We start from the raw sequence: 25,754 nt of genomic DNA on the forward strand, positions 1-25,754 counted from the left end.
CATGTTGCTTTACCAACGAGTAGGTAGGCGGTTCGTCACGCGGCGGTCGGCGCGCTCAGCAGGAGCCCTTCGAGGCCAGCACGCGGCGGGCCGCCTCGTCGACGCGCGCCGCGGGCAGCGTCCCGGTCGCGACCGAGACCTCCAGGTGGTCGAGCACCTGCGCGACGCGCCCGCCCGACGACCACAGGGCGAGGTCCGCGCCGGCGGCGAGCGCCTGGCGCACCGCCTCGGGCAGGTCGACCAGGTCGGTGACGGCCTTCATGGCGCCCAGGTCGTCGGTCATCGCCGGGCCGGTGAAGCCGAACTCCTCGCGCAGCAGCCGGTACGCCTCGCCGCTGAGCGTGGCGGGCCTGCCGCCGGTGAGGCCCGGCACGTCGATGTGGCCGAGCATCACCACGACCTCGCCGTAGCGGCCGATGTCCCGGTACGGCACCAGGTCCGTGCCGCGCAGCGCGTCCAGCGGCGGCGACCGCACGGCGCCGAGGTGGGAGTCGCCGCTGGTGTTGCCGTGGCCGGGGAAGTGCTTGAGCACGGGCGTCACGCCCGCGTCGTGCAGGCCGTCGGCGAACGCGAGCGCGTAGCGGGCGGCCACCTCGGGGTCCGGGCTGAACGAGCGGTCGCCGATCACCGTGCGGTCGCCCTGGCCGCTGGTGTCCACGACGGGCGCGAGGTCCATCGTCACGCCCCGGTCGCGCAGCCGCGCGGCCCGTTCGCGGGCCAGCGCGCGGACCTGGTCCGGCGACAGGTCGGCGGCCATCCGCCGGGCGCTGGGCAGCTCGCCGTCGAGCTGGTCGACCCGCTGCACCCGACCGCCCTCGTCGTCCACGGCCACGATCAGCGGCAGGGTCGCCGCGGCCCGCACCGCCTCCAGCGCGCCCCCGCTGAGCAGGCCGGGGGCGTCGCCGCCGACGAAGATGCCGCCGACCTGGTCGCGCTGGACGATGCCGAGCGCGTCGGCGGGACCGCGCGGGTCGACGCCGACGACGAGCAGCTGGGCCAGGCGGGCGCGCAGCGGCAGCGCCCCGGCCGCGACGGCGCACGGGTCGGGCGCGGGCGCCGGTTCGGGCCGGGGCGCGGCGGTCGCCTCGGGCGAGGACGGGGAGGAGGAGGGCGCGGGTCCGGCGACGGGGCGGCCGGCCACCGACGTGCCCGGGTCGTGCAGCACCGCCGCGAGCAGCGCGCCGACCGCCGCGAACACCAGCAACGCCCTCGTACCGGCGTTCCGGCCGCCGTGTCGCCTGCTCGGCTGCTGGTCCCGCACGGCACCCAAGTTACGTCATGGCGCCGGTGGTCGCCCGATCGGCACACCCCTGGTCGTAGCGGTCCTGGTTGAGGAAGCGCGCGACGGCGCGCCACGAGTTCGGGCCCCTCACGCCGTCGATCGGCCCCGCGTACCCGGCCTCCCGGGCGAGCCGGTTCCGCACGCGCTGCCGGAAGACCGCGCCCGGGACGCCGTCCTGCTCGGTCGAGGTCTTGGGCAGGCCGGGCGGGTCGTCCGGCGGCTCACCCGGCGTCACGACGTCGAACGCGGCGGGTCGCGCGACGCTGAGGTCCACGCGGACCCCGCCGACCGCGCCCACCGACGTGTACTGGTGCGCGCTCCACGCCGGGTAGGCGCCGCCGAGGTCCGGCTCGCCCGGGTAGCCGCCGTCGTTCGCGCCCCACGACGCCACCCACAGCTTCGCGCCGAACGCGATCGTGCGCGGCCACGTCCCGGACCTCAGGTCGGCCGCCCCCGGGTAGAGCCACGGCACGTGGTCGCCCACGCGCTCGTGCACGCGGGTGAAGAACGCGGCGACCTGCTCGCGGTAGCGGGAACCGGTGCAGGGCCCCCCGGACAGCTGCGAGCCGCCGGTCTTGACGACGACGAAGCCGTGGCCGTCGGCGCGGACGCGGGCGAAGTCGATCCCGGCCTGCCGGGTGGCGACGTCGATCCCGGTGACCACACCGGGCGGTACCGGGGTCGCGGCGGCGATCACCGCCGCGACCAGTGCCTGGACGAGCACGGCGTCCCCCTAGTCGTACTCGTCCTGGTTGAGGAAGCGCGCGAACCCGCGCCACGAGTTCGGGCCCATCACGCCGTCGATCGGCCCGGTGTAGCCCCACCTTGCGGCGAGTCGCTGCACGCCGGCCCACGAGTTCGGGCCCATCACGCCGTCGATGGGTCCTGTGTAGCCGTAGCCGCGCACGCCCCGCTGGAGGGCCGCGTAGGTGTTCGTGCCGGGCACGCCGTCGATCGGGCCCGGGTAGCCGTGCTCCAGGCGCAGCCAGTTCTGGGCGCGCTCCCACAGGACGGTGCCGGGGACGCCGTCCTGCTCGGTGGAGGTCTTGGGCAGGCCGGTGCCGGGGCTGCTGCCGAGGAAGGTGAGCGGGTTGATGCGGGTGCCGCTGGGTTTGATCATGTGCCAGTGCACGTGCGGGCCGGTGGACGAGCCTGAGCCGGGGGCGCCCGCGGCCCCGCCGGACAGGCCGACCACGGCGCCCATGCCGACGCGCGTGCCGTTGCCGAGCAGGAACTGCGACAGGTGCATGTACTGGCTGCGGTAGCCGTTGTCGTGCTGGATGGTGACCGTGTGGCCGCCGGTGCCGTTGTAGGGGGTGTTGGTGACGACACCGCCTCCCGCGGCGGGCAGCCGCGTGCCGACGGCCATGCCGTAGTCGATGCCGCCGAGCGAGCCGCGGTTGAGGTGGTCCTGCCAGCTGCCGGTGACGGCGTAGCCGCTGAAGGGGTTGTAGAACCCCGGCACGGCCGCGAGCGCGGCGGTGCCGCCCACCGCGGTGACGACGCCCGCCGCCACCGTGCCCTGTAACAGGGTCCGCCTGCTGATCCCGCCGTTGTCCATGGTGAACTCCCCGGTCGGAGGTGCGTGCCCAGGACGCTAGGGACGACGCCGGGGGCTCGGCATCGTTCGTTCGACCGACGGCCGTTCGGACGGCAGGTAGTAGTTCGTAAGGCTAAGCTTCCGGGCGTGAACCGTGCTCCGGGTGTGAGGCGTCCGGTCGGCCTCGTCATCGCCGTGCTCAGCCTGTGCGGGACCGTGGTGTCCCTCATGCAGACGCTCGTGGTCCCGCTGCTGCCGGAGCTGCCCGAGCTGCTGGACACCACCGCGGACAACGCGTCCTGGCTGGTCACGATCACCCTGCTCACCGGCGCGGTGGCCACCCCGATCCTGTCGAAGGTCGCCGACATGGTCGGCAAGCGCCTGGTCATGGCCATCGCGCTCGCCGTGCTGGTGGCCGGCTCGGCGGTGTGCGCGGTGAGCACCGGCCTGACCTGGATGATGATCGGCCGGGCGTTGCAGGGCTTCGCCGCCGCGCTCATCCCGGTCGGCATCAGCATCATGCGCGACGAGGTGCCGAAGGAGCGCGTCGGCTCGGCCGTGGCGCTGATGAGCGCGACCCTCGGCATCGGCGCGGCGGCCGGCCTGCCGCTCGGCGGGGTCATCGCCGAGGTGCTCGACTGGCACTCGCTGTTCTGGGTGTCGGCGGGCATGGGCGCGCTGATGCTCGTCGCGGTGCTGGTGGTCGTGCCGGAGTCCCCGGTGCGCAGCCCCGGCCGGTTCGACGTGGTGGGCGCGGTGCTGCTGTCGGTGTCGCTGGCCTCGCTGCTGCTGGCGATCTCCAAGGGCTCGGCGTGGGGCTGGACGAGCCGGGAGACGCTGGTGTGCGCCGCGGTGGCCGCGATCGGCTTCGCGATCACCGCGCCGTGGGAGCTGCGCACCGGCAACCCGCTGGTCGACCTGCGCACGTCCGTGCGCCGGCCCGTGCTGCTGACCAACGTCGCCTCGCTGCTCGCGGGCTTCGCCATGTACGCGAACCTGCTCGTCGGCACGCAGGAGCTGCAACTGCCCACGTCGACCGGCGTCGGCCATGGCCTGACCCCCACCGCCGCCGGCCTGGCGATGCTGCCCGGCGGCGCGGTCATGGTGTTCCTGGCCCCCGTGTCGGCGGCGCTGACCCGCCGCTACGGCGCGCGCATCACGCTCATGGCCGGCTCGCTGGTCATCGCGCTCGGCTACGCCGGCCGCGCGCTGGTCACCGGCGGGCTCTGGCAGCTCATCACCGCCACCACGGTCATCTCCGTCGGCACGGCCATCGCGTTCGCCGCCATGCCGATCCTGGTCATGCGGTTCGTGCCGATCACCGAGACCGCGTCGGCCAACGGCCTCAACACCCTCGTCCGCCAGATCGGCACCTCGACGTCCAGCGCGGTCGTCGCGGCCGTGCTCACCGCGGGCACCACCACCGTGGCGGGGGTCGCCGCGCCCGGCGCCGGCGCGTTCGCGCTGACCGCGTGGATCGCCGGGGCCGCCGCCGTGCTGGCCGCCGCCCTGGCCCTGGCGCTGCCCGGCCGCAGCGTCACCACGGTCAACGCCCCGGCTCGGGACGTGGCCCCGGACAGCGACGAGGTCGTCGTCACCGGCGACGTGGTCACCCCCGACGGGCACCCGGTCCGGCTGGCCGTGGTCACCGTGCTCACCCTCCAGGGCGAGCACACCGACTGGTCGCGCGCCGACAGCTCCGGGTCGTGGTCCGCCGCGCTGCCCGGCCCCGGCCGCTACCTGGTGGTCTGCTCCGCGGACGGCTGGTCGTCGCGCTCCCAGGTCCTCGACCTGGGCGACCGGCCGCAGCGCATCGTGCTGTGCGACCGGCGCGAGCTGGCCGGGATCGTCAGCGACGGCGGCGCGCCCGTGGCGGGCGCCCTGGTCACCCTCACCGGCGCGGGCGGCGACACGGCCGAGCACACCCGCACCGACGCCGAGGGCCGCTACGCGCTGCCCCTGCCGCCGCTGGGCGGCTACGTGCTGACCGTGCTGCCGCCCGGCGGCGGGGCGCACGCCACGGACGTGGTCGTGACGCCGCAGCGCCGCACGGTGGACCTGGACCTGGCGACGGGCGGCCCGCTCGTCGACGAGCGGGCCGCCCACCCGGTCCGGGTCACGCGGTGAGCAGGCTCAGCCCGTAGACCGACAGGATCTCGTTGACCGGCTGGAACCAGGTCCGGCCGCCGGACGAGCAGTTGCCGTACCCGCCGGACGTGACGCCCTGCGCCTGGTCGCCGGTGATGAACGAGCCGCCCGAGTCGCCGCCCTCGGCGCACACGCTGGTGCCCGCCATCTGGTACACGGCGCCCTGGGCGTAGTTGATGGTCTCGTTGCGGGACTGGACGACACCGCAGTGCCAGCGCGTGGTGGAGCCGGAGCGGCAGACCGACGTGCCGACCGGGGCCTCCCACGAACCGCGCACCAGCGCGTCGCTCACCGTGCCCCAGCCGAGCACGACCGGCGCGTTCCACCAGCCGCCGCCGGTGCGCACCCACGCGTAGTCGTTGCCGGGGAACGACGAGCCCGCGAACGTGCCCTGCCAGGAGCGGTCCCAGCCGTACACCTGCGCGCCCGTGCCGCCGCAGTGACCGGCCGTGACGTACCCGCCGTGCACCGAGAACCCGATCGAGCACCGCACGTTGCCGGTGTAGTACGGGTCGCCGCCCACCGTGCCGGCCGCGAACGGCACGGGCGCGGTGACGCCCTCCGTGTTGACCTCGACGGGACCGAACTCCTTCACCCGGTCGAGGAAGGCCGCCACCTCGCCGGCCTGCTCGCCAGCGCGCAGGTTGACCACGACGGCCCCGCTGCGCGGGTCCGGGTGCCAGCTCGTCACCGCCGACGGCACGGCGCCCGCCCTCGACAGGGCGTCGACCCGGTCCTTGACCCGGTCCAGCTCGGCGGCCGTGCGGGCCACCAGCCGCGGTTCCGCGCCGGTGCCGCGCACCCGGTCGGCGGCCTTCTCGTCGGTCACGCCGACCACGAGCACGCCCCGGTCCGAGTCGAACCAGCTGCCGCCGAACGCGCCGCCCGCCGCGGTGCGCGCGGACGGGGCCAGGCGGGTGGCCGTCGCCTCCTGGGAGATCCTGGCCAGGGCCTGCTGCTCGGTCAGGCCGAACGCGGCCCGCATCGAGGAGACCAGGCCGGGCGACAACTGGCCCGCCGTCACCGGCGCCGCCTGCGCCGCGGGCGCGGCCACCAGCCCGGCCACCGTCAGCGCGACGGCCGCGCCGACCTTCGTCAACGTTGTCATGTTCACGCGGTCCTCCTTGTCCACAGGGCGGGCACGCGGCCGGACAGGGAGGTGGCCGCGCGCCCGGGGCAAGATCCTGAGAGCGCTCTCACAACCGATCTGGTTCAGACCATGCCAAGGTCTCGGCCCGACGTCAATCCCGCGGGGCGCCGCCTCCCGGCGACGCCCCGCGCCGATCTCACACCCGGTCTCACACCCGGTCGGGCACCGGACCGCCCGGCACCGAGCCGCCGACCACCGGGCCGCCCGACACCGGACCGTCGACCACCGGGCCGTCGGGCGCCGGTCCCCCGAGGACCGGACCGTCGAAGACCGGCCCCCACTCGCGCGCCAGCTCCACCGCCAGCTCCATGTTGGCCGCGGCGGCGTCGACGGTGCGCCGACCGTGCCCGCACGCGGCGGCGATCCCGGCGATCGGCCCGCCCAGGGCGTCCGCGGTCAGCGCGAGCGCCCGGCGGGTGGCGCCGGGGTGGGCCTCGGCGACCGCGCCGACGATGACGTCGACCCCGCGCCGCAGCCGCCGCAGCGGGGCGTAGAACACCGGGTCGATCGGCGGGGCGCTGTCGCCGCAGGCGACCGGCAGGTGCACGGTCGGCATCGGCAGCCGCCGCTCGGCGAGCACGTCGGCGAGCCCGTTGAGGAACTCCACCGGCGGCTCCAGGTCGGCGGGCGCGAACACCGGCGCGTGCTCCAGGTCGCCGTAGCACAGGTGCAGCACCCAGGGGACGTGCGGCGCGGCGCCGAGCACCCCGGCGACCTGCCGGGACAGCTCGTGGGTCAGCTCCGGCCAGTGCGACGGCGGCGTCCGGTGGTAGGACACCAGCACGGCCGGGGTCTCCAGCTGGAGCTGCACGCGGTCGCCCCACCGCGCGGCGACCCGGGCGACCTCGCCCACGACGGCCGCCTGCACGACCGGCATCCACTCGCGGGCCGCCTCCGGCCCGAACGCGAACACCGCCAGGTCCAGGGCGTTGGGGATGCCGACCTGGAAGCGCAGCGGACCGCCGGCGTCGACCGCCTCCAGCGCGGCGGACGCGGCGGCGGCCTGCTCCAGCCTGCCGAAGGCCACGTCGTCGGGGGCGAGCCGGTGGCCGGGGCGCACCCGGTAGCACGGCATGTCGTGGTAGCCCCGGCTCTCGCCGCCGCGCACCCGGTCGAGCGCGGGCACGGAGGCGAGGTCGTGGGTGAGCCACTCGATGATCCAGCGCGGGTCGCGGTCGTACGGCAGGGCGGTCAGCGCCGCCCCGCCACCGTGCCGCAGGACCCAGCCCATCGCGGTGGCGGGGTCGTCGCACAGCGGGCGCGGCAGCGAGCCGACGAGGTGCACGGGCAGGGGGCGGGGCGTCCAGCGGGAGCGCGCGGGGGGTGGCATGACGGTTCTCTCCAGGCGTGTCGGGCAGCCGCCGGGGCGGCGAAGTCGGAGCGGCGAAGTCGGAGCGGCGAAGTCGGGGCCGCCGACCGGTGCGCGGGCGCGTCACCGGCGGGGGCGGCGCGCGGGATCGCCGCGTCAGGCCGCCCTGTGGCCACCGGGGATTCTGCCGACGCGCGCACCTGCACGTCCACTTAGGATGATCAATTACACCCGCCGCGACCGATCCTCCACGCGAACGTGTGAACCCGCGCACCGGCCTGGACCCGGTGCGCGGGGGCGCGGCTCAGGAGTTGCGCAGGAAGCGGTCCAGGACGCGGACGCCGAACTGGAGGGCGTCGACCGGCACGCGCTCGTCCACGCCGTGGAACAGCGCGGAGAAGTCCAGGTCGGCGGGCAGGCGCAGCGGGGCGAAACCGAAGTTGCGGATGCCGAGCTGCTGGAACGACTTGGCGTCCGTGCCGCCGGACAGCATGTAGGGCAGCACCCTGGCGCCCGGGTCCTCGGCGGTGATCGAGGCGGTCATCGCGTCGACCAGCGCGCCGTCGAACGTCGTCTCCACGGCGGGCAGGCCCAGCCACTCGCGCTCGACGTCCGGGCCGAGCAGCTCGGCCAGCTCGCGGTCGAACGCCTCCTCGCGGCCGGGCAGGATGCGGCAGTCCACGGTGGCCTCGGCGGACGACGGGATGACGTTCGTCTTGTACCCGGCGGACAGCATGGTCGGGTTGGCGGTGTCGCGCAGCGTCGCCCCGATCATCCGCGACAGCGCGCCGAGCTTGCCGACCGCGCCCTCGACGTCGTCGTCCGGGAAGTCCAGGCCGGTGATCTCCGACACCCCGTCGAGGAACTCCCGCACCGACGGCCGGATGACGATCGGGAACCGGTGCTGCCCGAGCTTCGCCACCGCCTCGGCGAGCTTCGTCACGGCGTTGTCGCGGTGCAGCATCGACCCGTGGCCCGCGGTGCCCTTCACCCGCAGCTTGAGCCAGTGCACGCCCTTCTCGGCGGTCTCCACCAGGTACGCCCGGACGTCGTCCTTCAGCGTGATGGAGAACCCGCCGACCTCGCTGATGGCCTCCGTGACGCCCTCGAACAGCTCGGGCTTGTTCTCCACGAGCCACTTGGCGCCGAACAGCCCGCCCGCCTCCTCGTCGGCCAGGAAGGCGAACACGATGTCGCGGGGCGGCACGATCCCGTCCCGCTTGAGCCGGCGGGCGATCGCCAGCGTCATGCCCACCATGTCCTTCATGTCGACCGCGCCGCGGCCCCACACGTACCCGTCCTGCACCGCCCCGGAGAACGGGTGCACCGACCACTCGGAGGCGTCGGCGGGCACCACGTCGAGGTGCCCGTGCACCAGCAGCGCGCCGCGCGAGCGGTCCGCGCCCTCCAGCCGGGCGAAGACGTTGCCCCGGCCCTTGGCCCCGGACTCGACGTAGGTCGTCTCGTAGCCGACCTCGGCCAGCTTCTCGGCGACCCACTCGGCCGCGGCCCGCTCACCCACCAGGGTCGAGGCGTCGCCGGTGTTGGTCGTGTCGATCCTGATCAGCTCACTGGTGAGGGACACGACCTCGTCCTGCGCCAGCCGCAACCCCGCCACGTCATCCACGTTGCTCACGCGCCCTTCCTACCACCTGGTAGGCCGATCGGTGGGAGCCGTGCGCGCTTTCGCCGGCTCCGGGGTCCGGGCCGCGGGGGCGGCGGGGTCAGGGCGCGGCGTTCATCAGGTCCACGGCGCTGTGCTGGCGGGCCGCGTCGCTGAACCGGAACGGCCCGGCCCACGGCTGGTCGTAGGAGTCGGCGCCGGAGCGGTCCCGGGCGTGGGCCGTGTCGGCCTGGCGCTTCAGGTAGGCGCTGTAGGGGCGGTCGGGCAGGGCCCGGTCGAGCTGTCCCAGGCCGCGCGCGTAGGCGCCCTTGAAGGACGGCACGTCGCCGCCGCCCCCGTCGTCGAAGAGGACGCCGCCGGGGTTGAGGACGGCGCTGGTGGTGGAGGCGTCGGCCAGGGCGCGGGCCCGCGCGAGGTACGCCTGGTCGCCGGTGGCGCGGTGCAGCTCGGTCAGCGCGGCCAGCGGCACGCCCTGGTTGTAGCTCCACGGCGTCTGGCCGTTGTTGCGGCACGTGGACGTGGTGAGGCCGTCGTTGACCAGGTTCGAGCCGTTGATCATCCCGCTGGCCTCGAACCACCGCCAGCCGTCCCGGGCGCGCCGCACGTGGGTGGTGTCGCCGGGCAGCCGGTTGTGCAGGGCGGCGTTGAGCTGGACGTACAGGGAGTTGGCGATGGCGTTCTTGTAGGTCCGGCTCGACGTCCACCAGATGCCGCCGCCGCACGTGGCGTCCCAGAAGCGCTGGACGTGCTCCGCGCCCGCGCGGGCGGTGTCGAGGTAGCGGCGCTCGCCGGTCAGGTCGTAGGCGGCGATCCACGCCAGGCCCCACCACGCGACGTCGTCGTTGTACTCGTTGACGAAGTCGCCCTGCCAGGCGGTGCGGTTGAGGTCGTAGGTGCGGGCGATGGCGTAGCGGTAGCTGCCCATGCCGCTGACCCGGGCGTTGTCGATGACCGCGGTCAGCGCGTTGGCCGAGTTCCACCAGCCGGTGGTGTCGAACAGGCCGGTGCCCCGGTTGTACCGCTGCATCAGCGCGGTGGCGGCGGCGGTGCGGCGGTCGCCCGCGTTCCAGGTGGTGCGGTACCAGCCGGTGCACGCGATGCCCGACGACCCGGCCGGCTGGCCGCAGGCGCGCAGCAGGCCGACGCCCTGGTTGTTCCAGTCGTCCACGTTGTGCATGAGCGTGCGCCAGCCGCCGCGGCCGGCCGGGACGGTGGTCGCGCCGACCTTGGGCTCCCAGGTCGCGCCGGCGTCGAAGGAGCGGTCCAGCCAGACCGCGTCGCCCTGGCCGCCGCCGGAGATCACCGCCCAGCCCATCGTCTCCGTGCTGTCGAAGCGCAGCGACACCTGGCGGGTGCCGGCGGGCGTGCTCTGGGCGACCCGCTCCCCCGCCGAGAGGGCCGGGTCGCGCGCGTCGCAGTGCAGGTTGCAGACGATGGCGAGGGCGGTCGGCGGCGGTGCCGCGGCCGGTCGGGTCGGCGACCGGTGCGCGCTCGGCGGCAGGGCGGGGTCGCGGGTGTCGCAGTAGGCGTCGCAGGCGGGTGCCGGGGGCGAACCCGGGGGCGGGGCCGGGTCGGGCGCCGGGACGGTGACGAGGGACAGGAGCAGGGACGCGAGAACGACGTTGTTCAGCACGGGCACCTCACCGCAGGGAGTGTGAGAACGCTCTCACAGCGAGGCTAGGAGTGGCCGCGACGAACCGTCAACACCGCCGGCCCTGACAAGCCGGACAGAACGGGTACCCCCGGACGGCGCAGGAGGAGGACGACCGTGCGACGCACCTGTGCGGCACTCGCCGCCGCGGCACTCGGGGCCGCCCTGGTCACCGGGACCGCCGGGGACACCGCCGTCAGCGGGGACACCGCCGTCACCAGGGACACCAGGGACACCAGGGACACCGCGGCGGAGCCGGCCGTGCGCGTGCTGGCGCTGGGCGACTCGATCACCGACGGCTTCTCCGTCCCCGGTGGCTACCGCACCGGCCTGTGGCGGCGGCTGGTCGCGGACGGGCACGCGGTCGACTTCGTCGGGGGGCTGTCCAACGGGCCGGCCGAGCTGGGTGACGGCGACCATGAGGGCCACTCGGGGTGGCGGATCGACCAGCTCCACGCGAACGCCGCCGACCTGGTGCGCGCCGCCGCGCCCCGCACCGTGCTGCTGCACATCGGCACGAACGACGTGGGCCAGGGCGTCGACCCGGCGAACGCGCCCGCCCGGCTGTCCGCGCTCCTCGACCGGATCAGGACCGCCGAGCCGGCCGCCGAGGTGTTCGTCGCCCGGATCGTCCCGGTGGACAACCCGGTGCTGGAGGCCCGGGTGCGGGCGTTCAACGCCGCGCTGCCGGCCGTCGTCGCGGAGAAGGGCGCCCGGACGCACCTTGTGGACATGCACACCGGTTTCACCACCGCCGACCTCGTCGACCGCGTGCACCCGACCGGGACCGGCTACGACGAGATGGCCGCGCGCTGGTACGCGGCGCTGAGGTCCGTGCCCGGCAGCCTCACCGCGCCGACCACCCTGCCGACCACCCTGCCGACCACGCCCGTCACGCGTCGCCGGGCGCGCCGCGCAGCGCGGCGGTCGCCTCGGTGATGATCTCCCGCATCGCCTGCTCGGCCGCCGCCGGGTCGCCCGACTGCACGGCCTGGGCCACGTCCGCGTGCAGGCGGACGGCGGCCGGGTTGGGGCGCTCGGGCATGAGGCCGTGGTGGGTGCGGCCGATGAGCACCTCCGAGACGACGCCGGTCAGCGCGGCGAGCATGTCGTTGCCGGACGCGGCCAGCAGGGTGCGGTGGAACAGCAGGTCCGCCTCCAGGTAGGCGGCCAGGTCGCCCGCCTTGCCGTGCACGGACATGCCCACCACCGCGCGGGTCAGGTCGCCGCACTGCTCCGGGGTCGCCCGCAGCGCGGCCAGCGACGCCGCGACCGGCTCCACGCCGGCGCGCAGCTCGCCCAGCGACGCGAGCTGGGGTTCGCGGTCCCCGCCCGCCAGCCGCCAGCGGATGATGCGCGGGTCGAACAGGTTCCAGCCGGAGCGGTCGGCGACCGTCACGCCGACCCGGCGGCGGGTGGTCAGCAGGCCCATCGACTCCAGCACCCGGACCACCTCGCGGATCACCGGCCGGGACACCTCGCTGCGCGCGGCCAGGTCGTCGATGCGCAGCACGTCGCCGGGCGCGATCGCACCGGACGTGATCAGCGCGCCCAGCTCGTCCAGCACCGTCTCGTGCAGGCCCGGTTTGGATGGCTCGGAGGTCCCCACGAGCCGGAATCCTCTCATGATTGGCGGCCCACAGGGCGCTGACACGATAAAGAACAGGTTTTCAGGCTCGATACGTTGTAAAAGTCAGATTAATGGTTCACGCTGTGCGGCACGAGGAAAGGGGCAGCCGTGCCGCAGCTGATCGTGGTCATGGGCGTGTCGGGATCGGGCAAGACCACCACGGGCACGGCGCTCGCCCGGCGGCTGCGCGTCGCCTTCGCCGACGCCGACGACTTCCACCCGCTGGCCAACATCGCCAAGATGTCCGCCGGCGTGCCGCTGGACGACGAGGACCGCGCGCCGTGGCTGAGCGCCATCGGCGACTGGCTCGCCGCCCACCGCGACGTCGGCGGCGTGGTCACCTGCTCCGCGCTGAAGCGGGCGTTCCGCGACGGGCTGCGCGCCGCCGCGCCGGCGGTCCGCTTCGTCCACCTCTCCGGCGACCCCGACGTGGTGCGCGCACGGGTCGCCGCCCGGCCGGACCACTTCATGCCTGCCACGCTGGTGGCGTCGCAGTTCGCCGCCCTGGAACCACTCGAACCGGACGAGCCCGGCATCGTGCTCGACCTGGACCAGCCCGTCGACGCCCTCGTCGACGCGTGCCTCACCGCCGAGGAAGACGACCTGACATGACCATCGCCATGGACACCCTGTCCGCCGGGCGGCTCGTGCCCGCCGCCGTCGTGGGCATCGCCCTGCTCGTCCTGCTGATCACCCGGTTCAAGCTCAACCCGTTCCTCGGGCTCACCGTGTCGTCCCTCGTGGTGGCCGCCATCGCGGGCCTGCCCATGGACGCGGCCGTCGCGAGCTTCACGAAGGGGTTCGGCGACACCGCCGCCGGCGTGGGCACGCTGATCGCGCTGGGCGCGATGATCGGCAAGCTGCTGGCCGACTCGGGCGGCGCGGACGCCCTGGTGGACACCATCGTCGGCCGCTCCAGCACCCGCTCCCTGCCGTGGGCGATGGCCGTCGTGGGCGCGCTGATCGGCCTGCCGATGTTCTTCGAGATCGGCCTCGTGCTGATCATGCCGGTGATCCTGCTGGTGTCGCGGCGGTCCGGCATGTCGCTGATCCGCCTGGGCATCCCGGCGCTGGCCGGCCTGTCCGCGATGCACGGCCTCGTGCCGCCGCACCCCGGCCCGCTGGTCGCGGTGACCGCGCTGAACGCCGACCTGGGCATCACGCTGGCCTTCGGCGTGCTGATCGCCGTCCCGACCATCGCCGTCGCCGGCCCGCTGTTCGCCCGCTACGCCGCGCGCTGGGTCGACGTGCCCGCGCCCGACCTGTTCGAGGGCGAGGACCGCGACGAGTCGAAGCCCCGGCCGTCGTTCGCCGTCACGCTGGCCACCGTGCTGCTGCCCGTGGTGCTGATGATGGGCAAGGCGCTGGCGGACATCGTGGCCGACAAGGGCAACCCGGTCCGGTCGGTGCTGGACTTCCTCGGCACGCCGGTCATCGCGCTGCTGATCGCGGTGATCGTCTCCATGGTCACGCTGGGCCGCGGCGCGCGGATGTCCGGCCGCGAGGTCGCCAAGAGCGTCGAGTCGGGACTGCCGCCCATCGCGGGCATCCTGCTCATCGTGGCCGCCGGCGGCGGTTTCAAGCAGACGCTGATCGACACCGGCATCGGCAAGCTCATCGCCGGGTGGGTCGCGGGCAGCGGCCTGTCGGTCCTGCTGCTGGCGTGGATCGTGGCCGTCCTGATCCGCCTGGCGACCGGGTCGGCGACCGTCGCCACGGTCACCGCGTCCGGCATCCTCGCGCCGCTGGTCACGACGCTGAGCACGGGCGAGACGTCGCTGCTGGTGCTCGCGATCGGCGCCGGGTCGCTGTTCTTCTCGCACGTCAACGACGCGGGCTTCTGGCTCGTCAAGGGCTACTTCGGCCTGACCGTCGGGCAGAACGTGAAGACGTGGTCGATCATGGAGACGTTGATCTCCGTGGTGGGCCTGGTGCTGGTGCTGCTGCTCGACCTGGTCGTCTAGGACCGGGCCCCCGGCCCGACCGCGCTCTCCGCAGGAGCGCGGTCGGGCCTTACCCCGTTCGAGTCACGTGCGGTCGATCGCCGACGTTCCGCGACGATCACCGCATATCGTCCGACTCGTGGTGACGGGGCACGCACGGCCGCTGGAGTCGTGGCGGGCACGGGTCCGGAGCCCCGGGGGTGAGGTGCTCGGCGCCGGGGTCCTGCTCGGCGACCGGCACGTGCTCACCTGCGCCCACGTCCTGACGGGCGCGGACGGGCACCCGGGCGTCGACCTCGTCGGCCCGCGCGGGTGGCTGGTGCGCCGGGCGCGGCCCGTGCCGGGGTGCGTCGTGCCGCCGATGGCCGACCAGCGCGGCGACGTCGCCCTCCTCGAACTCGACGAACCGGTACCGCCCGGCTCGGGCACCACGCTGCGCCGGGCCGCGGTGAGCTGGAACCGGCCGGTGCGCGCCTTCGGCTTCCCGGGCTCCCTGGTGGACGGCGTCTGGACGCAGCTCACCCTGGCCGGCGAGGCGGGTCCGGGCCGGGAGTGGATCCAGCTGAACCTCCAGCCCGGCTGGCCGCCGGTGCGCACCGGGTTCAGCGGCGCCGGGGTGGCCGCGGTCGACACCGGCGAGGTGCTGGGCGTGGTGGTGAGCACCCTGGGCCCCACCACCGGCGTGTCGTGGATGCTGCCCGTGGAGACGATCCTCGCGCACGTGGAGCGGGTCGAGCGGTGGACGGTCGGCGACCGCGGCGTGGACCCGCACTTCAGCGAACCCTCCGCCGAGCGGGTGGACGTGCCCACCACCCGGCACGTGGTCGCGTGGCTGTCCGACGCGCGCCGGACGATGCCGCTGCTCCTCGTCGGCGCCGACCTGGCCGCGCTGAGCCGGGTGGTCCTGCTGGCCAGCCGCGAGCTGGGGCCCTCCGCGGTGGGCGGCGGCGTCGCCCCGCAGGGCACCGTGCCGCCGCTGGGCAGCGTCGACCTGGCGGTGGACGCCACGGGCAGGACGGCCGACGAGGTGACCAAGCGGGTGGTCGAGCGCGCCGCGGTGCGCGCCGACGCCGGGTCCCGGCTCCCGCCGATGACGGTGGTCATCGGCGCGGTGGACGACGCGGGCGACCCCGAGGCGGTGGTCGAGCGGGTCGCCGTCCCCCTGGTGCGCGACGGGACCAGGGTGATCCTGGCCTTCACCCGCGACAGCTCGCCCGCGCTGGACGCGGCCCGGCGGTGGCGCTCCGGGCTGCACCGGGAGCGGCTGGGCGTGCTCGCCGAGCGCATCGCCGGGCTGGACGCCGCGGAACGGGCCGCCGCCGCGCTGTGCGCGAGGGTCGCGCCGGCCGGCCTCGTGGTCCCCCACCGCGCGTCGCGGATGCGCTTCACGCTGTCCGCGCTGCGCCGCGCCCCCGAGGACGAGGCGGCGGTGGTGGACCTGGAGCACCGGGTGGAGCGGGCCGCGCGGTTGGCGGGCGAGGCGAGGGCGTGGCTCGACGCCGCCCTGACCGAGGTGCGCGGGCTGGGCGGCGGCAACGGGCGGGGCGGGTTGCTGTCGGCGCACAAGGCCCGCGCGGTGGGTGCCGGGCTCGCCGAGGACCTGGCGCTCAGCGGGCTCTACCGGACGGCCTTCGAGGTCCTCACGACCCCGCCGGTCGACCCGGCCGCCGCGGCCGCCGCCGTCGACGCCTACGGGCGCGCGGTGCAGGACCGGCTCGACGGTACCGACGACGAGGAGGACGGCGCATGACGGCGTGCGCCCACCCGGCCTGCCCGGGAGCGGTGGAGGACAGCGGCTTCTGCGACACCTGCGGGCGGCAGGCGCCACCGCCGTCGGCCCGCACCTCGTCGTTATCGGCGGCGGCGCCGTTATCGGCGGCGACGTCGTCGGCGTCGGCTCGGCAGAGCGGGCGGGAGAACTACCTGTCGCTGCCCGTCTTCGCGTTGACCGAACCGTCGAGCCGGCTGCCGCGCAACCCCGACGTGCCCACCAGCGGCCGGGCCTGCGGCCACGACGGCTGCACGGCCGAGATCGGCGTCGGCTACGCGGGGCAGCCCGCGCGGGCGGAGGGGTTCTGCCCGACCTGCGGGCACCCGTACTCCTTCCTGCCCAGCCTGCACGAGGGCGACCTGGTCGCCGACCAGTACCGGGTGCTCGGGCCGCTCGCGCACGGCGGCATGGGCTGGGTGTACCTCGCGCAGGACACCCGCCTGGACGACAACCTGGTCGTCCTGAAGGGCGTGATCAACGAGGGCGACAGCGCGCTGGCCGAGGCCGAGCGCCGGGCGCTGACCGCGATGGACCACCCGAACGTCGTGCGCATCTACAACTTCGTCACCCACCCCGACCGGCGCACCGGCCGGCCGCGCGAGTACATCGTGATGGAGTTCGTCGACGGCCGGGTGCTCAACGAGGTCAAGCTGGGCGCGCACGCGGGTGCGCAGCCGCTGGGCGAGCAGCTGCGGGTCGAGCACGTCATCACCATGGGGCGGCAGGTCCTGGAGGCGCTCGACCACCTGCACCGCCGCGGCCTCGTCTACTGCGACATGAAGCCGAACAACGTGATCCTCTCCCCCGGCAGCACCGGCGACGGCCTGGAGAGCCGGGTCAAGGTGATCGACCTGGGCGCGGTGCGCCGCATCGGCGACAAGGGCCCCGGGATCATCGGCACGCGGCCCTACCAGGTCACCGGCGAGGAGATCGCGCGGCGCGGCGTCACGGTGCAGTCGGACCTGCACACGCTGGGCGTCACGCTGCGGCAGCTCTACCAGGCCACGGTCGACCACGTCGAGCTGCTCGGCGCCCCCGGGTCGCCGGTCGCGGCCGGGGTCGGGTCGTTCCTGCGCGTGCTGGCGCGCGCCGCGCACCCCGACGCCGACCGCCGGTTCGCCTCCGCCCGCGAGATGTCCGACCAGCTCGGCGGCGTGCTGCTGGAGATCGCCTCGCTGCGCGACGGCAAGGACCGCGCGGTGCTCTCGCCGCTGTTCGCGCCGACGGCGGCCCTGCTGGACGCCGACCTCGGCGCCGTGCCGCCGCTGGAGCGCTGGACCGACGCGGTGACCGCCCCGGAGCTGCCCACGCCGAAGGACGTCGCGCTCGGGCTGCCCCCGGTGCGCCCGGTCTCCGCCGACCCCGCTCTCGAACTGGTCGCCGACGCGCCGGACCCGGCCCGGGTGCTCGACCTGCTGCGCGACGACGACGACCCCTCCCCCGACGTGCTGCTGCTGCGCTGCCGCGCGCTCCTGGGGCTGGACCGCCACGACGAGGCCGCGCGCTGCCTGGCCGACCTCCGGTCGCCGGGCCCGACGACCGACTGGCGGGTGGTGTGGCACTGCGGGCTGCTGCACCTGGCCCGCGGCCGCGTCCGGGCGGCGCGGCGCCACTTCGACGCGGTGTTCGCCGACCTGCCCGGCGAGGTCGCGCCCAAGCTGGCGCTGGCGCTGTGCGCCGAGCGCGAGGGCGACGCGGTGGTGGCCCGCCGCTGGTACACGGCGGTGTGGCGGCGGGACCGGTCGCAGGCCGCGGCGGCGTTCGGCCTGGCCAGGTTGCTGCTGCGCGACGGCGACCGGCCGGGCGCGGTCGCCGTGCTCGACGAGATGCCCACCGTGTCGCGGCACCACGACGCGGCGCGGATCGCGGCGGTCGACGTCCTGTGCGGGCCGGGTGCCTCGGCGGGCGAGCTGGAGCAGGCGGTCGAGCGGCTGGAGCGGCTGCGCCTGGACCGCGACGCGGCCGACCGGCTGGGCGCGGTGGTCCTCGACGCGGCGCTGCGCTGGCGGCGCTCGACCGCGCACGCGGAGATCGACGGCGGCGGGCTGTTCGGCCGGTCGCCGTCGGAGCGGGCGCTGCGGTCGGCGCTGGCGAAGGGCTACCGCCGCCTGGCCAGGCAGGCGCGGTCCGCCGACGAGCACGGGGTGCTGGTGGACCTGGCCAACGGCACCCGACCCCGGACGACGTTGTGACCCGGAGGACACCGTGACAGGGAGTCGCATGAACACCCCCGCCGGCTTCGGCGTCGCCGTGAGCCAGAACGAGTACCTGTCGCACGGCGACACCGACATGCACGCCATCGTCACCGTCACGGCCACCGGCCTGCGTTCGGCCGACCGACCCGTCCCGGCCGCGGCCGAGGTGATCGCGATCGACTGCTCCGGCTCGATGGACGCGCCGCCCACCAAGATCGCCGCGGCCCGGCGCGCGACCTGCGCGGCGCTGGACGTGCTGCGCGACGGCGTGCTGTTCGCCGTGGTCAAGGGCACGCACCACGCCGAGGTGGTCTACCCCCGGGAGGCGGGGCTGGCGGTGGCCGACGAACGGACCAGGGCCGAGGCCAAGGCCCGGGTGAACGGGCTGATCAGCGACGGCGGCACCGCGATGAGCACGTGGCTGGCCCTGGCGGCGCGCCTGGTCGAACCCCACCGGAAGCTGATCCGGCACGCCATCCTGCTCACCGACGGCCACAACGGCGAGCCGCGCGAGGTGCTCGACTCGGCGCTCGCGCGCTGCGCGGACGCGTTCGTGTGCGACGTGCGCGGCATCGGCGCCGACTGGTCGCCGCAGGAGGTGCGGCGGATCGCGGAGGTGCTGCACGGCGACGTGGACGCGGTGCGCCGCCCGGCCGACCTGCCCGCCGACTTCACCGGTCTGATGGAGTCGGCGATGGGCAAGGCCGTCGCGGACCTCGAACTGCGCGTCAAGCCGATGCCGTTCGCGCGCCTGCGCCAGGTCAAGCAGGTGCTGCCCACCGAGGTGGACCTGACCGGCCGGGGCACGCGGCTCGACGACGGCACGGTGCGCTTCCCCACCGGCAACTGGGGCGAGGAGACGCGCGCGTTCCACGTGTGGCTGGAGGTGGACACCGACGAGCTGGCGGTGGGCGAGTCGCGGCAGGCGGCCCGGGTGGTCCTCGCCGCGGACTCCGCCGAGGTGCCGTCCGGGTCGGCGACGATCCGGGCGACCCGGACCGAGGACCCGCGGCTGTCCAGCCGGGTCGACCCCCACGTCGGCCACTACACCGACGAGGGGGAGCTGGGCGAGCACATCGACGCGGGCTGCGAGGCCTACGACGCGAACGACCTGCCGCGCGCCGCCGAGCGGTGGGGCCGGGCCGTCGCGCTGGCCACGCGGCTGGGCAACCAGGACTCGCTGCGGCGGCTGCTGCGGCTGGTGGAGGTCGACGGCGACCCGGCCGACGGGCGGGTGCGGGTGCGGCCCGACCTCGTCGCCGAGGACATCCTCTGGGCGGGGATGAGCTCCACCCGGTCCAGCGCCGCGCCCAGTCGGGGTGCGGTCGGGGTGGCGGTCACGGGCCCGGACCGGCGGTGCCCGGAGTGCTCGTACGTGTCACCGCCGACCGCGCGGTTCTGCGGTCGGTGCGGCCACCGGCTGGTGGAGCCGTGAGCGCGGCCCGGCCCGGCACCACCCGGCGCGGCACCACCCGGCGCGGCACCCGTCAGCGCAGCACCACCCGGCGCACCCTGCTGGGCCTGCTGACCGGCGTGGTGCTCGCGGCGCTCGTGGTGACCGGCGCCTCGTGGGCGGTGGGCGCCGACGTGCGGGCCACCGCCGACTCGGTGCGCGACCGCAACGCCGCCGCGGTGCTGGAGACCGCCACCGCGAGGGCGGCGCTCGCGCAGGCCGACCGCGCGGCGGTGGAGAGCTTCACCGGCGCCGAGCACGTGCTGAGCGGGCCCGGCGACCGGTACCGCGACCGGATCGCGCTGGCCGGCCAGTACCTCGCGCAGATCGCCGAGGACAACACCGCGGGCGTGGTCGTCAGCAGGCGGTTGCAGCTCGTGGAGGGGCTGCTGGTCTCCTACAACGCCGCGATCGGCCAGGCGGACGTGCAGCTGCGGCAGCCCGGCGGCGAGGCACTGGGCGCGGCGGACCTCTGGCGCGCCTCGCAGCTGCTGCACGCCGAGGGGAAGGGCGTCCTGGCCCAGCTCGACGTGCTGATGGCGGACCAGCGGCGCGCGCTGGACGCCCGACTGGCCGAGAGCGCCACGACGCCGTGGCGGACCGCGTCGTGGCTGGTCCCCTCGCTCGTCCTGCTCGGGCTGCTGGTGGCCACCCAGGTGTTCCTGGTCCGCCGGTTCCGGCGCCTGGTCAACCCGCTGCTCGTGCTGGCCACGGCCATCGCGCTGGGTCTCGTGGCCCTGCCCGCGGTCGGCCTGGCGACCCAGTCGCAGGTGACGCGGTCGGTGGAGGCGCTGGACCTGCTCGTCGAGCGGTGGCAGCGGCACACGACCGAGACCGGGGCGAGCGCCCGGCGGGAGCTGCTCGCACTGGTGGGCGGGCACTGCGGCACGGTGCCGGCGGGGTGCGGCGACACCGTGGACCGGGCCCGCCTGGCCCTGGGCCCGCCCGGCGGCGGGTCGTCGACCGACGAGCGCGAGCTGACCGAGGAGGCGGAGTTGATCAACGCCGAACTGGCGGACGCCGCGGACGAGGGCGGCCTGATGCCCCTCGTGCCGGTCGGCGGGGCCGCCGTGGTCCTGTCGGCGCTGCTCGGCCTCCTGGGCCGGCTGGAGGAGTACAGGTACCGCGTCCGATGAGGCTCCTGGTGGTGATCCTGCTGCTGAGCGCGGGCCTGACCGGGTGCGCGACCTCGGCGGCCCCCGAGCAGGTGGTGGTCCTGGGCCCGTGGACCGGCGAGACCGACGTGGCGCGGTTCGAGGAGGTGCTGGCGGCGTTCGAGCGCACGAGCGGCGTCGAGGTCGAGTACATCGGCGCCACCGCCCCCGACCAGGTGCTGCGGGCGGACGTGCAGAAGGGCACACCGCCGCACGTGGCGGTGCTGCCCAGCCCGAACGACCTGGCCGGCTACGTGCCCTACCTGACGCCGCTGGACGGGGCCCGTGCCGACGAGTACCCCCGGCGGTGGACGGAACTGGAGCAGCTGGGCCAGGACCGGCGGTACGCGGTGGTGGTGAAGGCGGACCTCAAGAGCATGCTCTGGCACGCCGCCGACGCCCCGCCGGACCCGCCGCCGACGACGAAGGCCGGGCTGCTCGCCCTCACCGGCGCGGAGACCGCCGCCGGGCGCGCCGCCTGGTGCCTGCGGGTGGCCGCGCAGACCAACGCCGGGTGGCCCGGCACCGACTGGGTCGAGGACGTCCTGCTGCACGAGGCGGGACCCGACGTGTACCGCAGGTGGGCGGCGGCGGAGCAGCCGTGGAACGAGGGGCCCGTGCGGCAGGCATGGCAGACGTGGGGCGAGCTGATCGGCGGCGGCACGACGGTGCGCGGCGGCCTGCGCGCGGCGCTGCTGACGGACTTCGACGACCCGTCCAAGCCGCTGGTCGACAGCCCGCGCGGGTGCCGGCTGGACCACCAGGCGTCCTACGTGACCGGCCTGTACGGGGAGGCCGCGGACTTCGTGCCGTTCCCGTCCCTCGGCGCGGCGGAGCCGGCGTCGGAGGTCTCGGCCGACCTCGCGGGCCTGTTCCGCGACACGGCGGAGGCCGGCGCGCTGATGGACTTCCTGGCCTCGGCGGAGGCGCAGCGCATCTGGCCGGCCCGGGGCGGGGCGTACTCGGTGAACACGCGGGTCGACGAGGCGGCGTACCGCAGCGACGTGGAACGGCGGGTCGCGCGCGTGCTGACCTCGGAGGGCCGGTTGTGCTTCGACGCGTCGGACCTGATGCCCGCGCCGCTGCGCACCGCGTTCCAGCGGGCCGTGCTGCGCTACCTCGACGACCCGAGCGGCCTCCAGGCCGTGCTGGACGACCTGGAGGCGGTCCGCGCGCAGGTGGCCGGCGAGGGGCTCGTCCGGCTCGACCTGCCCTGCTAGAAGTTCCCCGTGCGGTGGTTGCCCAGGGTCACCAGGCGCGGTGGGGCGGGGGTCGCGCTCCCGGTGGCGATCACGGCGAGGACGAGGGTGTTGTCGCGCCCCAGGACGCCGCGCGGCAGCACGAAGTCGCGTTGCGGGGACAGGTCGCCGAGGTACTGGCCCACGTTCCAGCCGTTGAGGTAGACCAGCACGCGGTGGCCGCGCGCCTCGGCGAAGCGCAGGCCGAGCGACGCGTCGTGGTCGCGCGGCAGGTCCAGCCGGAACGCCGTGCGGTACCAGGAGACGCCGGGGCCGACCGAGGCGGGCGGTCGCCGCCAGTCGCCGGGCGCGTCGGGCAGGTGCCGGTCGCCGGACGGGTCGGGAAGGTACCGGTCGGGCGCGTCGGGCGGGTAGCGGTCGGGCGGGTCGGGCAGGTGCCAGCCGGACAGCTCGCCGTGCAGGCCGCCGGTGTTGAGAGGGCCCCGCTCGTCCATCCCGCGCGACCCCCTGACCTGCCACGAGATCGGCCCCGAACCGCCCTCCACCACCACGCCGAACAGGCCGCGCGGCTGCTTGAAGCGGGTGTCGTCGGCGGTCCAGTCGTCGTTGTGGCCCATGTTCTCCACCAGCACGGTGAGGGTGGCGCGGTCGCCCGGCGCGAGCAGGCCGGGCGGCACGGCGAAGTCGCCCCGGCCCGGGTCGGGGTTGACCGGCTCCGCGTCGGACTCGGTGCCGCCGGCGGCCGACCCGAGGTAGTGGCCGTCGAGCCACACCAGGTAGACGCCGCGCCGCCCGGTGATGGCGTTGACGGCCACCGACGCCTCCGCGCCGGTCGCGGTGAACGAGCCCCGGTACCAGACCGCGCCGTTGTGGTGGCCGTACTCGTCGGAGTACAGCACCGGGAGGGTCTTGGGCTTGATCGGGCTGGCCGTGGTGGTCTTGTCCGCGGTCGTCCAGCCCGTTCCCGCGCCCGGCGGTTCGGGCCGGTACCGCCAGGACGTCAGCGCGGGCAGCTCCACCGGCTGCGGTCCCGCCAGGCGCGCGACCAGCGACCCGCTCCCCGTGCGCCGCGCGGGCACCGACCGGCCGCCGACCGACAGGCGCGACACCGGGGCGAACACCTCCACGTCGCCCGCCCGGTCGGTGTCGGCGCGCAGGTGCAGCCGGTCGCCGCGCACCTCCGCCGACCGGACCAGCCCGGTGCCGCGCACCAGGACCGGCCCGGCGGGCGTGGGCAGCCGCCAGAACTCCGCCACCGCCTCGTCGGTGCCGAGCAGCAGCAGCGCGGGCGGCCGGCCGCCGCCGGTCACCAGCACGCGGGCCAGCCCGGTGTGCGCGTAGTCCAGCCGCAGGTCACCGCCCGCGTACGACGACCGCACGTCGCCCGCCAGCACCCGCACGGACGGCGCGGACGCGTACCGCAGCACGGTCGAGCCGGGCTCCCCCTCGCGCCCGTAGAGCACGGCCACGTCCCGGCCGCCGTCGTCCACGTGGGTCAGGATCTCCGACGACGACCACACGAGCCGCTGGCCGCCCAGGTCGTACCCGGCGACGAGCACCTTCGCGTCCCGCCCGGAGAGGCTCACCGGCACGTCGTAGCGGCCGTCGGGGGTCGTCCAGGCCAGCGTCGTCGACACGTCGGCGGACGTGCGGCGGTCGGCGTGGCGCACCAGCGCGAACTGCGTGCCGGTGTCCGGGTTCGCGCGGGCCTGCGTCGCGATCGCCGGGTCGGCGGGCGCGGGCGCGTCGGTCGGATCGGTCCTGGTCAGCGGCGCGACCGTGGAGGCGAAGTAGCCCTGCCGCTTGAACTCGTCGTACTTCGGCGTGAGGTTGCGGGCCTCGGTGATGGCCGCGCCGTAGTCGTAGGAGGTGTAGACGTCGTTCGGCTGCGGCAGCCAGCCCCACGACGTGCCGCCGAACGTCATGTAGTAGCCGAACATCGTCGCGCCGCTGCCGACGAGGTTCGACTTGTAGAACACCTTCATGTAGTCCGGGCCGGTCAGCTCGCGGCACGCGTCGTAGCCGGCGTCGTGCAGGTCGATGGCCCCGGCCTGGTACTCCGCCGCGTACACCGGGGCGTCCTCGCGCAGCCGGCGCGTGACGCCGTCGGACTCGCCCCAGGTGCCCGGCGCGCGGCAGTCGAAGCCGACCGGGTAGTCGTCCACGCCCGGGACCTGCACCGCGCCCCGGCCCGACGCCCAGTTCGCCAGGTACCCGCCGCAGCAGTTGTTGTGCACGATCGGCACGTCGACGCCCGCCGCCCGCGCCCGCTCCTGGAGGTCGACCATGTACTCCGGGTCGACGTTGACCGCGTACTCGTTCTCCACGTTGTAGGCGATCACCGAGCCGCCGCGGGTGACCTGGTGCCGGGCCAGGACCGGGTTGATCCGGTCGAGCCACTCGCGGTACGCGCGGGTGTAGCCGGGGTCGCTGGACCGCGCGCGGCCGTCCACGGTCTTGAGCCACGCCGGGAACCCGCCGCCGGTCGTCTCGGCGTTGATGTACGGGCCGGGGCGGGCCACCACGTAGAGGCCCAGCTCGTCGGCCATGCGCAGCAGCCGGTCGACGTCGCGCACGCCGGTGAAGTCGTACACGCCGGGCGCGGGCGAGTGGTAGCCCCAGTGGAAGTACAGCGAGACGCCGTTGAAGCCGGCGGCGCGGATCTTCTCCAGCACGTCGCGCCACAGCTCCTGGCTGGGCAGCCGGAAGTAGTGGAACTCGCCCGCCCACAGCAGGACCCGCCGCCCGTCGACGGTCAGGGAGTACCGGTCGTAGCCCACCTCGTGCCGCTCGATGCCCGCCGTGCGCGGCCCGCGCGGCCCAGCGGCGTCGACGGGGGTGGCGAGTGAACCGAACAGCACCAGCAGAACCGCCAAGAGCCTCATCGCACTCCCCGTCCGGTAAGCGCTTTCCGGCTCGATCGTGTCGGTCCGCCCGGTGCCGCGCAAGGGGTGCCCGCCGTTCGACGGCGCGTTCGACGGACCTGGTCCCCCGGAGGCGTCCTAGCCCTCGAACGCGTCCTGGACCAGCTGCACGAGGGGGCCGACCAGGTCGGCGAAGAACTCCCGCACCGCCGGCACGAAGATGATCACCGCGATCAGCAGTGCCACGTACGGCGCCACGCCGCCCTTGCGCTTCTTCGCCATGCCCACCCCCTGGTGCGTCGACTCCCCCAGCATCGCACGCCGCTCAGGTGACCAGCGTCGCCGGGCCGAGCCCGAGCACCCCGTCGTCGAGGGGCACGCACCGCACCCCGCCCCGCCGGCGCAGCCCCCGGAACGCGCCCGGCGCGATCACCGCGTCCATCCAGGCGCACGGGTTCGCCGGGCGGCCCACCTCGAACCGCACCGGGCCGTCGCCCGAGTCGAGGGTGAACACGTCGTGTCGGGCGAGCGCGTCCACGTCGAACCCGCGCAGCACGACGTTGCGCCGCACGACCAGCGGGCTCGGCGCGGCGGTCAGGCCGAGGTCGGCCGCGACGGCCTCCAGCGACTCGACGGCGAACACCGTGACGGCGGCCCGCCGGTGCGCGGGGTGGTTGAAGTAGCGGTCGCCGACCAGGCCGAGGCCCGCCCGGACCACGACCCGATCGCGGGAGACGGGCTCCGGATCGGGTCGCGGCCCGTCGGCGGGCCGGCCCTCGTAGGCGTGCACCGGTGACACGTGCAGCGCCACGACCTCTACTGCCGTGCTCACGGCGGGCGT

20 protein-coding genes are annotated in these 25,754 nt (G+C 75.2%); 9 read left to right on the forward strand and 11 right to left on the reverse strand.

Annotated features, from left to right (window positions below; genetic code table 11):
- Positions 1-55 precede the first annotated feature (55 nt).
- From ACRAKJ_RS22825 to ACRAKJ_RS22835, 3 genes are read right to left on the reverse strand one after another with little or no spacing between them, the layout of a single operon-like run.
- Positions 56-1,261 (reverse strand): glycoside hydrolase family 3 N-terminal domain-containing protein, encoded by a 1,206-nt coding sequence (locus ACRAKJ_RS22825; RefSeq protein ID WP_438925633.1) that lies wholly within the window; start codon positions 1,259-1,261, stop codon positions 56-58.
- Positions 1,262-1,271: 10 nt separating this feature from the next.
- Positions 1,272-2,006, reverse strand: coding sequence for a hypothetical protein (locus ACRAKJ_RS22830; protein WP_438925634.1), 735 nt, complete (start codon positions 2,004-2,006; stop codon positions 1,272-1,274).
- Positions 2,007-2,015: 9 nt separating this feature from the next.
- The gene (locus ACRAKJ_RS22835; protein WP_438925635.1) at positions 2,016-2,843 is read right to left on the reverse strand and encodes a peptidoglycan DD-metalloendopeptidase family protein; all 828 of its coding nucleotides are present in this window, start codon (positions 2,841-2,843) and stop codon (positions 2,016-2,018) included.
- A 126-nt stretch (positions 2,844-2,969) separates the two neighbouring features.
- On the opposite strand from ACRAKJ_RS22835, the gene ACRAKJ_RS22840 reads away from it, so the two are divergent.
- Complete coding sequence (locus ACRAKJ_RS22840) at positions 2,970-4,949, forward strand: MFS transporter (RefSeq protein ID WP_447008648.1); 1,980 nt, start codon at positions 2,970-2,972, stop codon at positions 4,947-4,949.
- Here ACRAKJ_RS22840 and ACRAKJ_RS22845 read toward each other — a convergent pair.
- From ACRAKJ_RS22845 to ACRAKJ_RS22860, 4 genes are all read right to left on the reverse strand, one after another.
- Positions 4,939-6,078, reverse strand: a complete 1,140-nt coding sequence (locus ACRAKJ_RS22845; RefSeq protein WP_447008649.1) for a S1 family peptidase — start codon at positions 6,076-6,078, stop codon at positions 4,939-4,941. The genes ACRAKJ_RS22840 and ACRAKJ_RS22845 overlap by 11 nt on opposite strands.
- 190 nt (positions 6,079-6,268) lie before the next feature.
- Positions 6,269-7,450: a hypothetical protein gene (locus tag ACRAKJ_RS22850; RefSeq protein ID WP_447008650.1), complete on the reverse strand. Its 1,182-nt coding sequence runs from the start codon at positions 7,448-7,450 to the stop codon at positions 6,269-6,271.
- Positions 7,451-7,733: 283 nt separating this feature from the next.
- Positions 7,734-9,056, reverse strand: coding sequence for a M20/M25/M40 family metallo-hydrolase (locus ACRAKJ_RS22855; RefSeq protein WP_438925369.1), 1,323 nt, complete (start codon positions 9,054-9,056; stop codon positions 7,734-7,736).
- A gap of 97 nt (positions 9,057-9,153) precedes the next feature.
- Positions 9,154-10,686: a glycoside hydrolase family 76 protein gene (locus tag ACRAKJ_RS22860; protein ID WP_438925355.1), complete on the reverse strand. Its 1,533-nt coding sequence runs from the start codon at positions 10,684-10,686 to the stop codon at positions 9,154-9,156.
- A gap of 135 nt (positions 10,687-10,821) precedes the next feature.
- On the opposite strand from ACRAKJ_RS22860, the gene ACRAKJ_RS22865 reads away from it, so the two are divergent.
- On the forward strand, positions 10,822-11,643 hold the full coding sequence (locus tag ACRAKJ_RS22865) for a GDSL-type esterase/lipase family protein (protein ID WP_438925356.1): 822 nt from the start codon (positions 10,822-10,824) through the stop codon (positions 11,641-11,643).
- Here the strand turns inward: ACRAKJ_RS22865 and ACRAKJ_RS22870 are convergent.
- Entirely contained in the window at positions 11,597-12,331 is a 735-nt protein-coding gene (locus tag ACRAKJ_RS22870) for an FCD domain-containing protein (protein ID WP_438925357.1), read from the reverse strand. The genes ACRAKJ_RS22865 and ACRAKJ_RS22870 overlap by 47 nt on opposite strands.
- 111 nt (positions 12,332-12,442) lie before the next feature.
- Here ACRAKJ_RS22870 and ACRAKJ_RS22875 point away from each other — a divergent pair, with 111 nt between their 5' ends.
- The 7 genes from ACRAKJ_RS22875 to ACRAKJ_RS22905 all read left to right on the forward strand — a co-directional run bounded on the left by ACRAKJ_RS22875 (position 12,443) and on the right by ACRAKJ_RS22905 (position 22,070).
- Positions 12,443-12,946, forward strand: a complete 504-nt coding sequence (locus tag ACRAKJ_RS22875) for a gluconokinase, GntK/IdnK-type (RefSeq protein ID WP_438925358.1) — start codon at positions 12,443-12,445, stop codon at positions 12,944-12,946.
- Entirely contained in the window at positions 12,943-14,298 is a 1,356-nt protein-coding gene (locus ACRAKJ_RS22880; protein WP_438925359.1) for a GntT/GntP/DsdX family permease, read from the forward strand. Before ACRAKJ_RS22875 ends, ACRAKJ_RS22880 begins: the two co-directional genes overlap by 4 nt.
- 118 nt (positions 14,299-14,416) lie before the next feature.
- The gene (locus ACRAKJ_RS22885) at positions 14,417-16,027 is read left to right on the forward strand and encodes a trypsin-like peptidase domain-containing protein (RefSeq protein WP_438925360.1); all 1,611 of its coding nucleotides are present in this window, start codon (positions 14,417-14,419) and stop codon (positions 16,025-16,027) included.
- Positions 16,024-18,240: a tetratricopeptide repeat protein gene (locus ACRAKJ_RS22890; RefSeq protein WP_438925361.1), complete on the forward strand. Its 2,217-nt coding sequence runs from the start codon at positions 16,024-16,026 to the stop codon at positions 18,238-18,240. Before ACRAKJ_RS22885 ends, ACRAKJ_RS22890 begins: the two co-directional genes overlap by 4 nt.
- A gap of 28 nt (positions 18,241-18,268) precedes the next feature.
- Positions 18,269-19,678 (forward strand): VWA domain-containing protein, encoded by a 1,410-nt coding sequence (locus tag ACRAKJ_RS22895; RefSeq protein WP_438925362.1) that lies wholly within the window; start codon positions 18,269-18,271, stop codon positions 19,676-19,678.
- On the forward strand, positions 19,675-20,832 hold the full coding sequence (locus ACRAKJ_RS22900) for a hypothetical protein (protein WP_438925363.1): 1,158 nt from the start codon (positions 19,675-19,677) through the stop codon (positions 20,830-20,832). The genes ACRAKJ_RS22895 and ACRAKJ_RS22900 overlap by 4 nt, the downstream gene beginning before the upstream one ends.
- Positions 20,829-22,070: a carbohydrate ABC transporter substrate-binding protein gene (locus ACRAKJ_RS22905; protein WP_438925364.1), complete on the forward strand. Its 1,242-nt coding sequence runs from the start codon at positions 20,829-20,831 to the stop codon at positions 22,068-22,070. The genes ACRAKJ_RS22900 and ACRAKJ_RS22905 overlap by 4 nt, the downstream gene beginning before the upstream one ends.
- Here the strand turns inward: ACRAKJ_RS22905 and ACRAKJ_RS22910 are convergent.
- From ACRAKJ_RS22910 to ACRAKJ_RS22920, 3 genes are all read right to left on the reverse strand, one after another.
- Positions 22,067-24,934, reverse strand: a complete 2,868-nt coding sequence (locus ACRAKJ_RS22910; RefSeq protein ID WP_438925365.1) for a beta-galactosidase — start codon at positions 24,932-24,934, stop codon at positions 22,067-22,069. The genes ACRAKJ_RS22905 and ACRAKJ_RS22910 overlap by 4 nt on opposite strands.
- A gap of 117 nt (positions 24,935-25,051) precedes the next feature.
- A complete protein-coding gene (locus ACRAKJ_RS22915) occupies positions 25,052-25,228 on the reverse strand; it encodes a hypothetical protein (RefSeq protein WP_438925366.1) in 177 nt (58 codons plus the stop codon).
- Positions 25,229-25,238: 10 nt separating this feature from the next.
- The gene (locus ACRAKJ_RS22920; RefSeq protein ID WP_438925367.1) at positions 25,239-25,745 is read right to left on the reverse strand and encodes an MOSC domain-containing protein; all 507 of its coding nucleotides are present in this window, start codon (positions 25,743-25,745) and stop codon (positions 25,239-25,241) included.
- Positions 25,746-25,754 lie beyond the last annotated feature (9 nt).

This window comes from Saccharothrix sp. DSM 118769 (assembly GCF_052936295.1).

Excerpts from the sequence above, each read along its gene's own strand:
- ACRAKJ_RS22835 (WP_438925635.1), bottom strand. The coding sequence starts at position 2,843 with ATGGACAACGGCGGGATCAGCAGGCGGACCCTGTTACAGGGCACGGTG.
- ACRAKJ_RS22845 (WP_447008649.1), bottom strand. The coding sequence starts at position 6,078 with ATGACAACGTTGACGAAGGTCGGCGCGGCCGTCGCGCTGACGGTGGCC.
- ACRAKJ_RS22850 (WP_447008650.1), bottom strand. The coding sequence starts at position 7,450 with ATGCCACCCCCCGCGCGCTCCCGCTGGACGCCCCGCCCCCTGCCCGTG.
- ACRAKJ_RS22870 (WP_438925357.1), bottom strand. The coding sequence starts at position 12,331 with ATGAGAGGATTCCGGCTCGTGGGGACCTCCGAGCCATCCAAACCGGGC.
- ACRAKJ_RS22880 (WP_438925359.1), top strand. The coding sequence starts at position 12,943 with ATGACCATCGCCATGGACACCCTGTCCGCCGGGCGGCTCGTGCCCGCC.
- ACRAKJ_RS22890 (WP_438925361.1), top strand. The coding sequence starts at position 16,024 with ATGACGGCGTGCGCCCACCCGGCCTGCCCGGGAGCGGTGGAGGACAGC.
- ACRAKJ_RS22895 (WP_438925362.1), top strand. The coding sequence starts at position 18,269 with ATGAACACCCCCGCCGGCTTCGGCGTCGCCGTGAGCCAGAACGAGTAC.
- ACRAKJ_RS22905 (WP_438925364.1), top strand. The coding sequence starts at position 20,829 with ATGAGGCTCCTGGTGGTGATCCTGCTGCTGAGCGCGGGCCTGACCGGG.
- ACRAKJ_RS22910 (WP_438925365.1), bottom strand. The coding sequence starts at position 24,934 with ATGAGGCTCTTGGCGGTTCTGCTGGTGCTGTTCGGTTCACTCGCCACC.
- ACRAKJ_RS22915 (WP_438925366.1), bottom strand. The coding sequence starts at position 25,228 with ATGCTGGGGGAGTCGACGCACCAGGGGGTGGGCATGGCGAAGAAGCGC.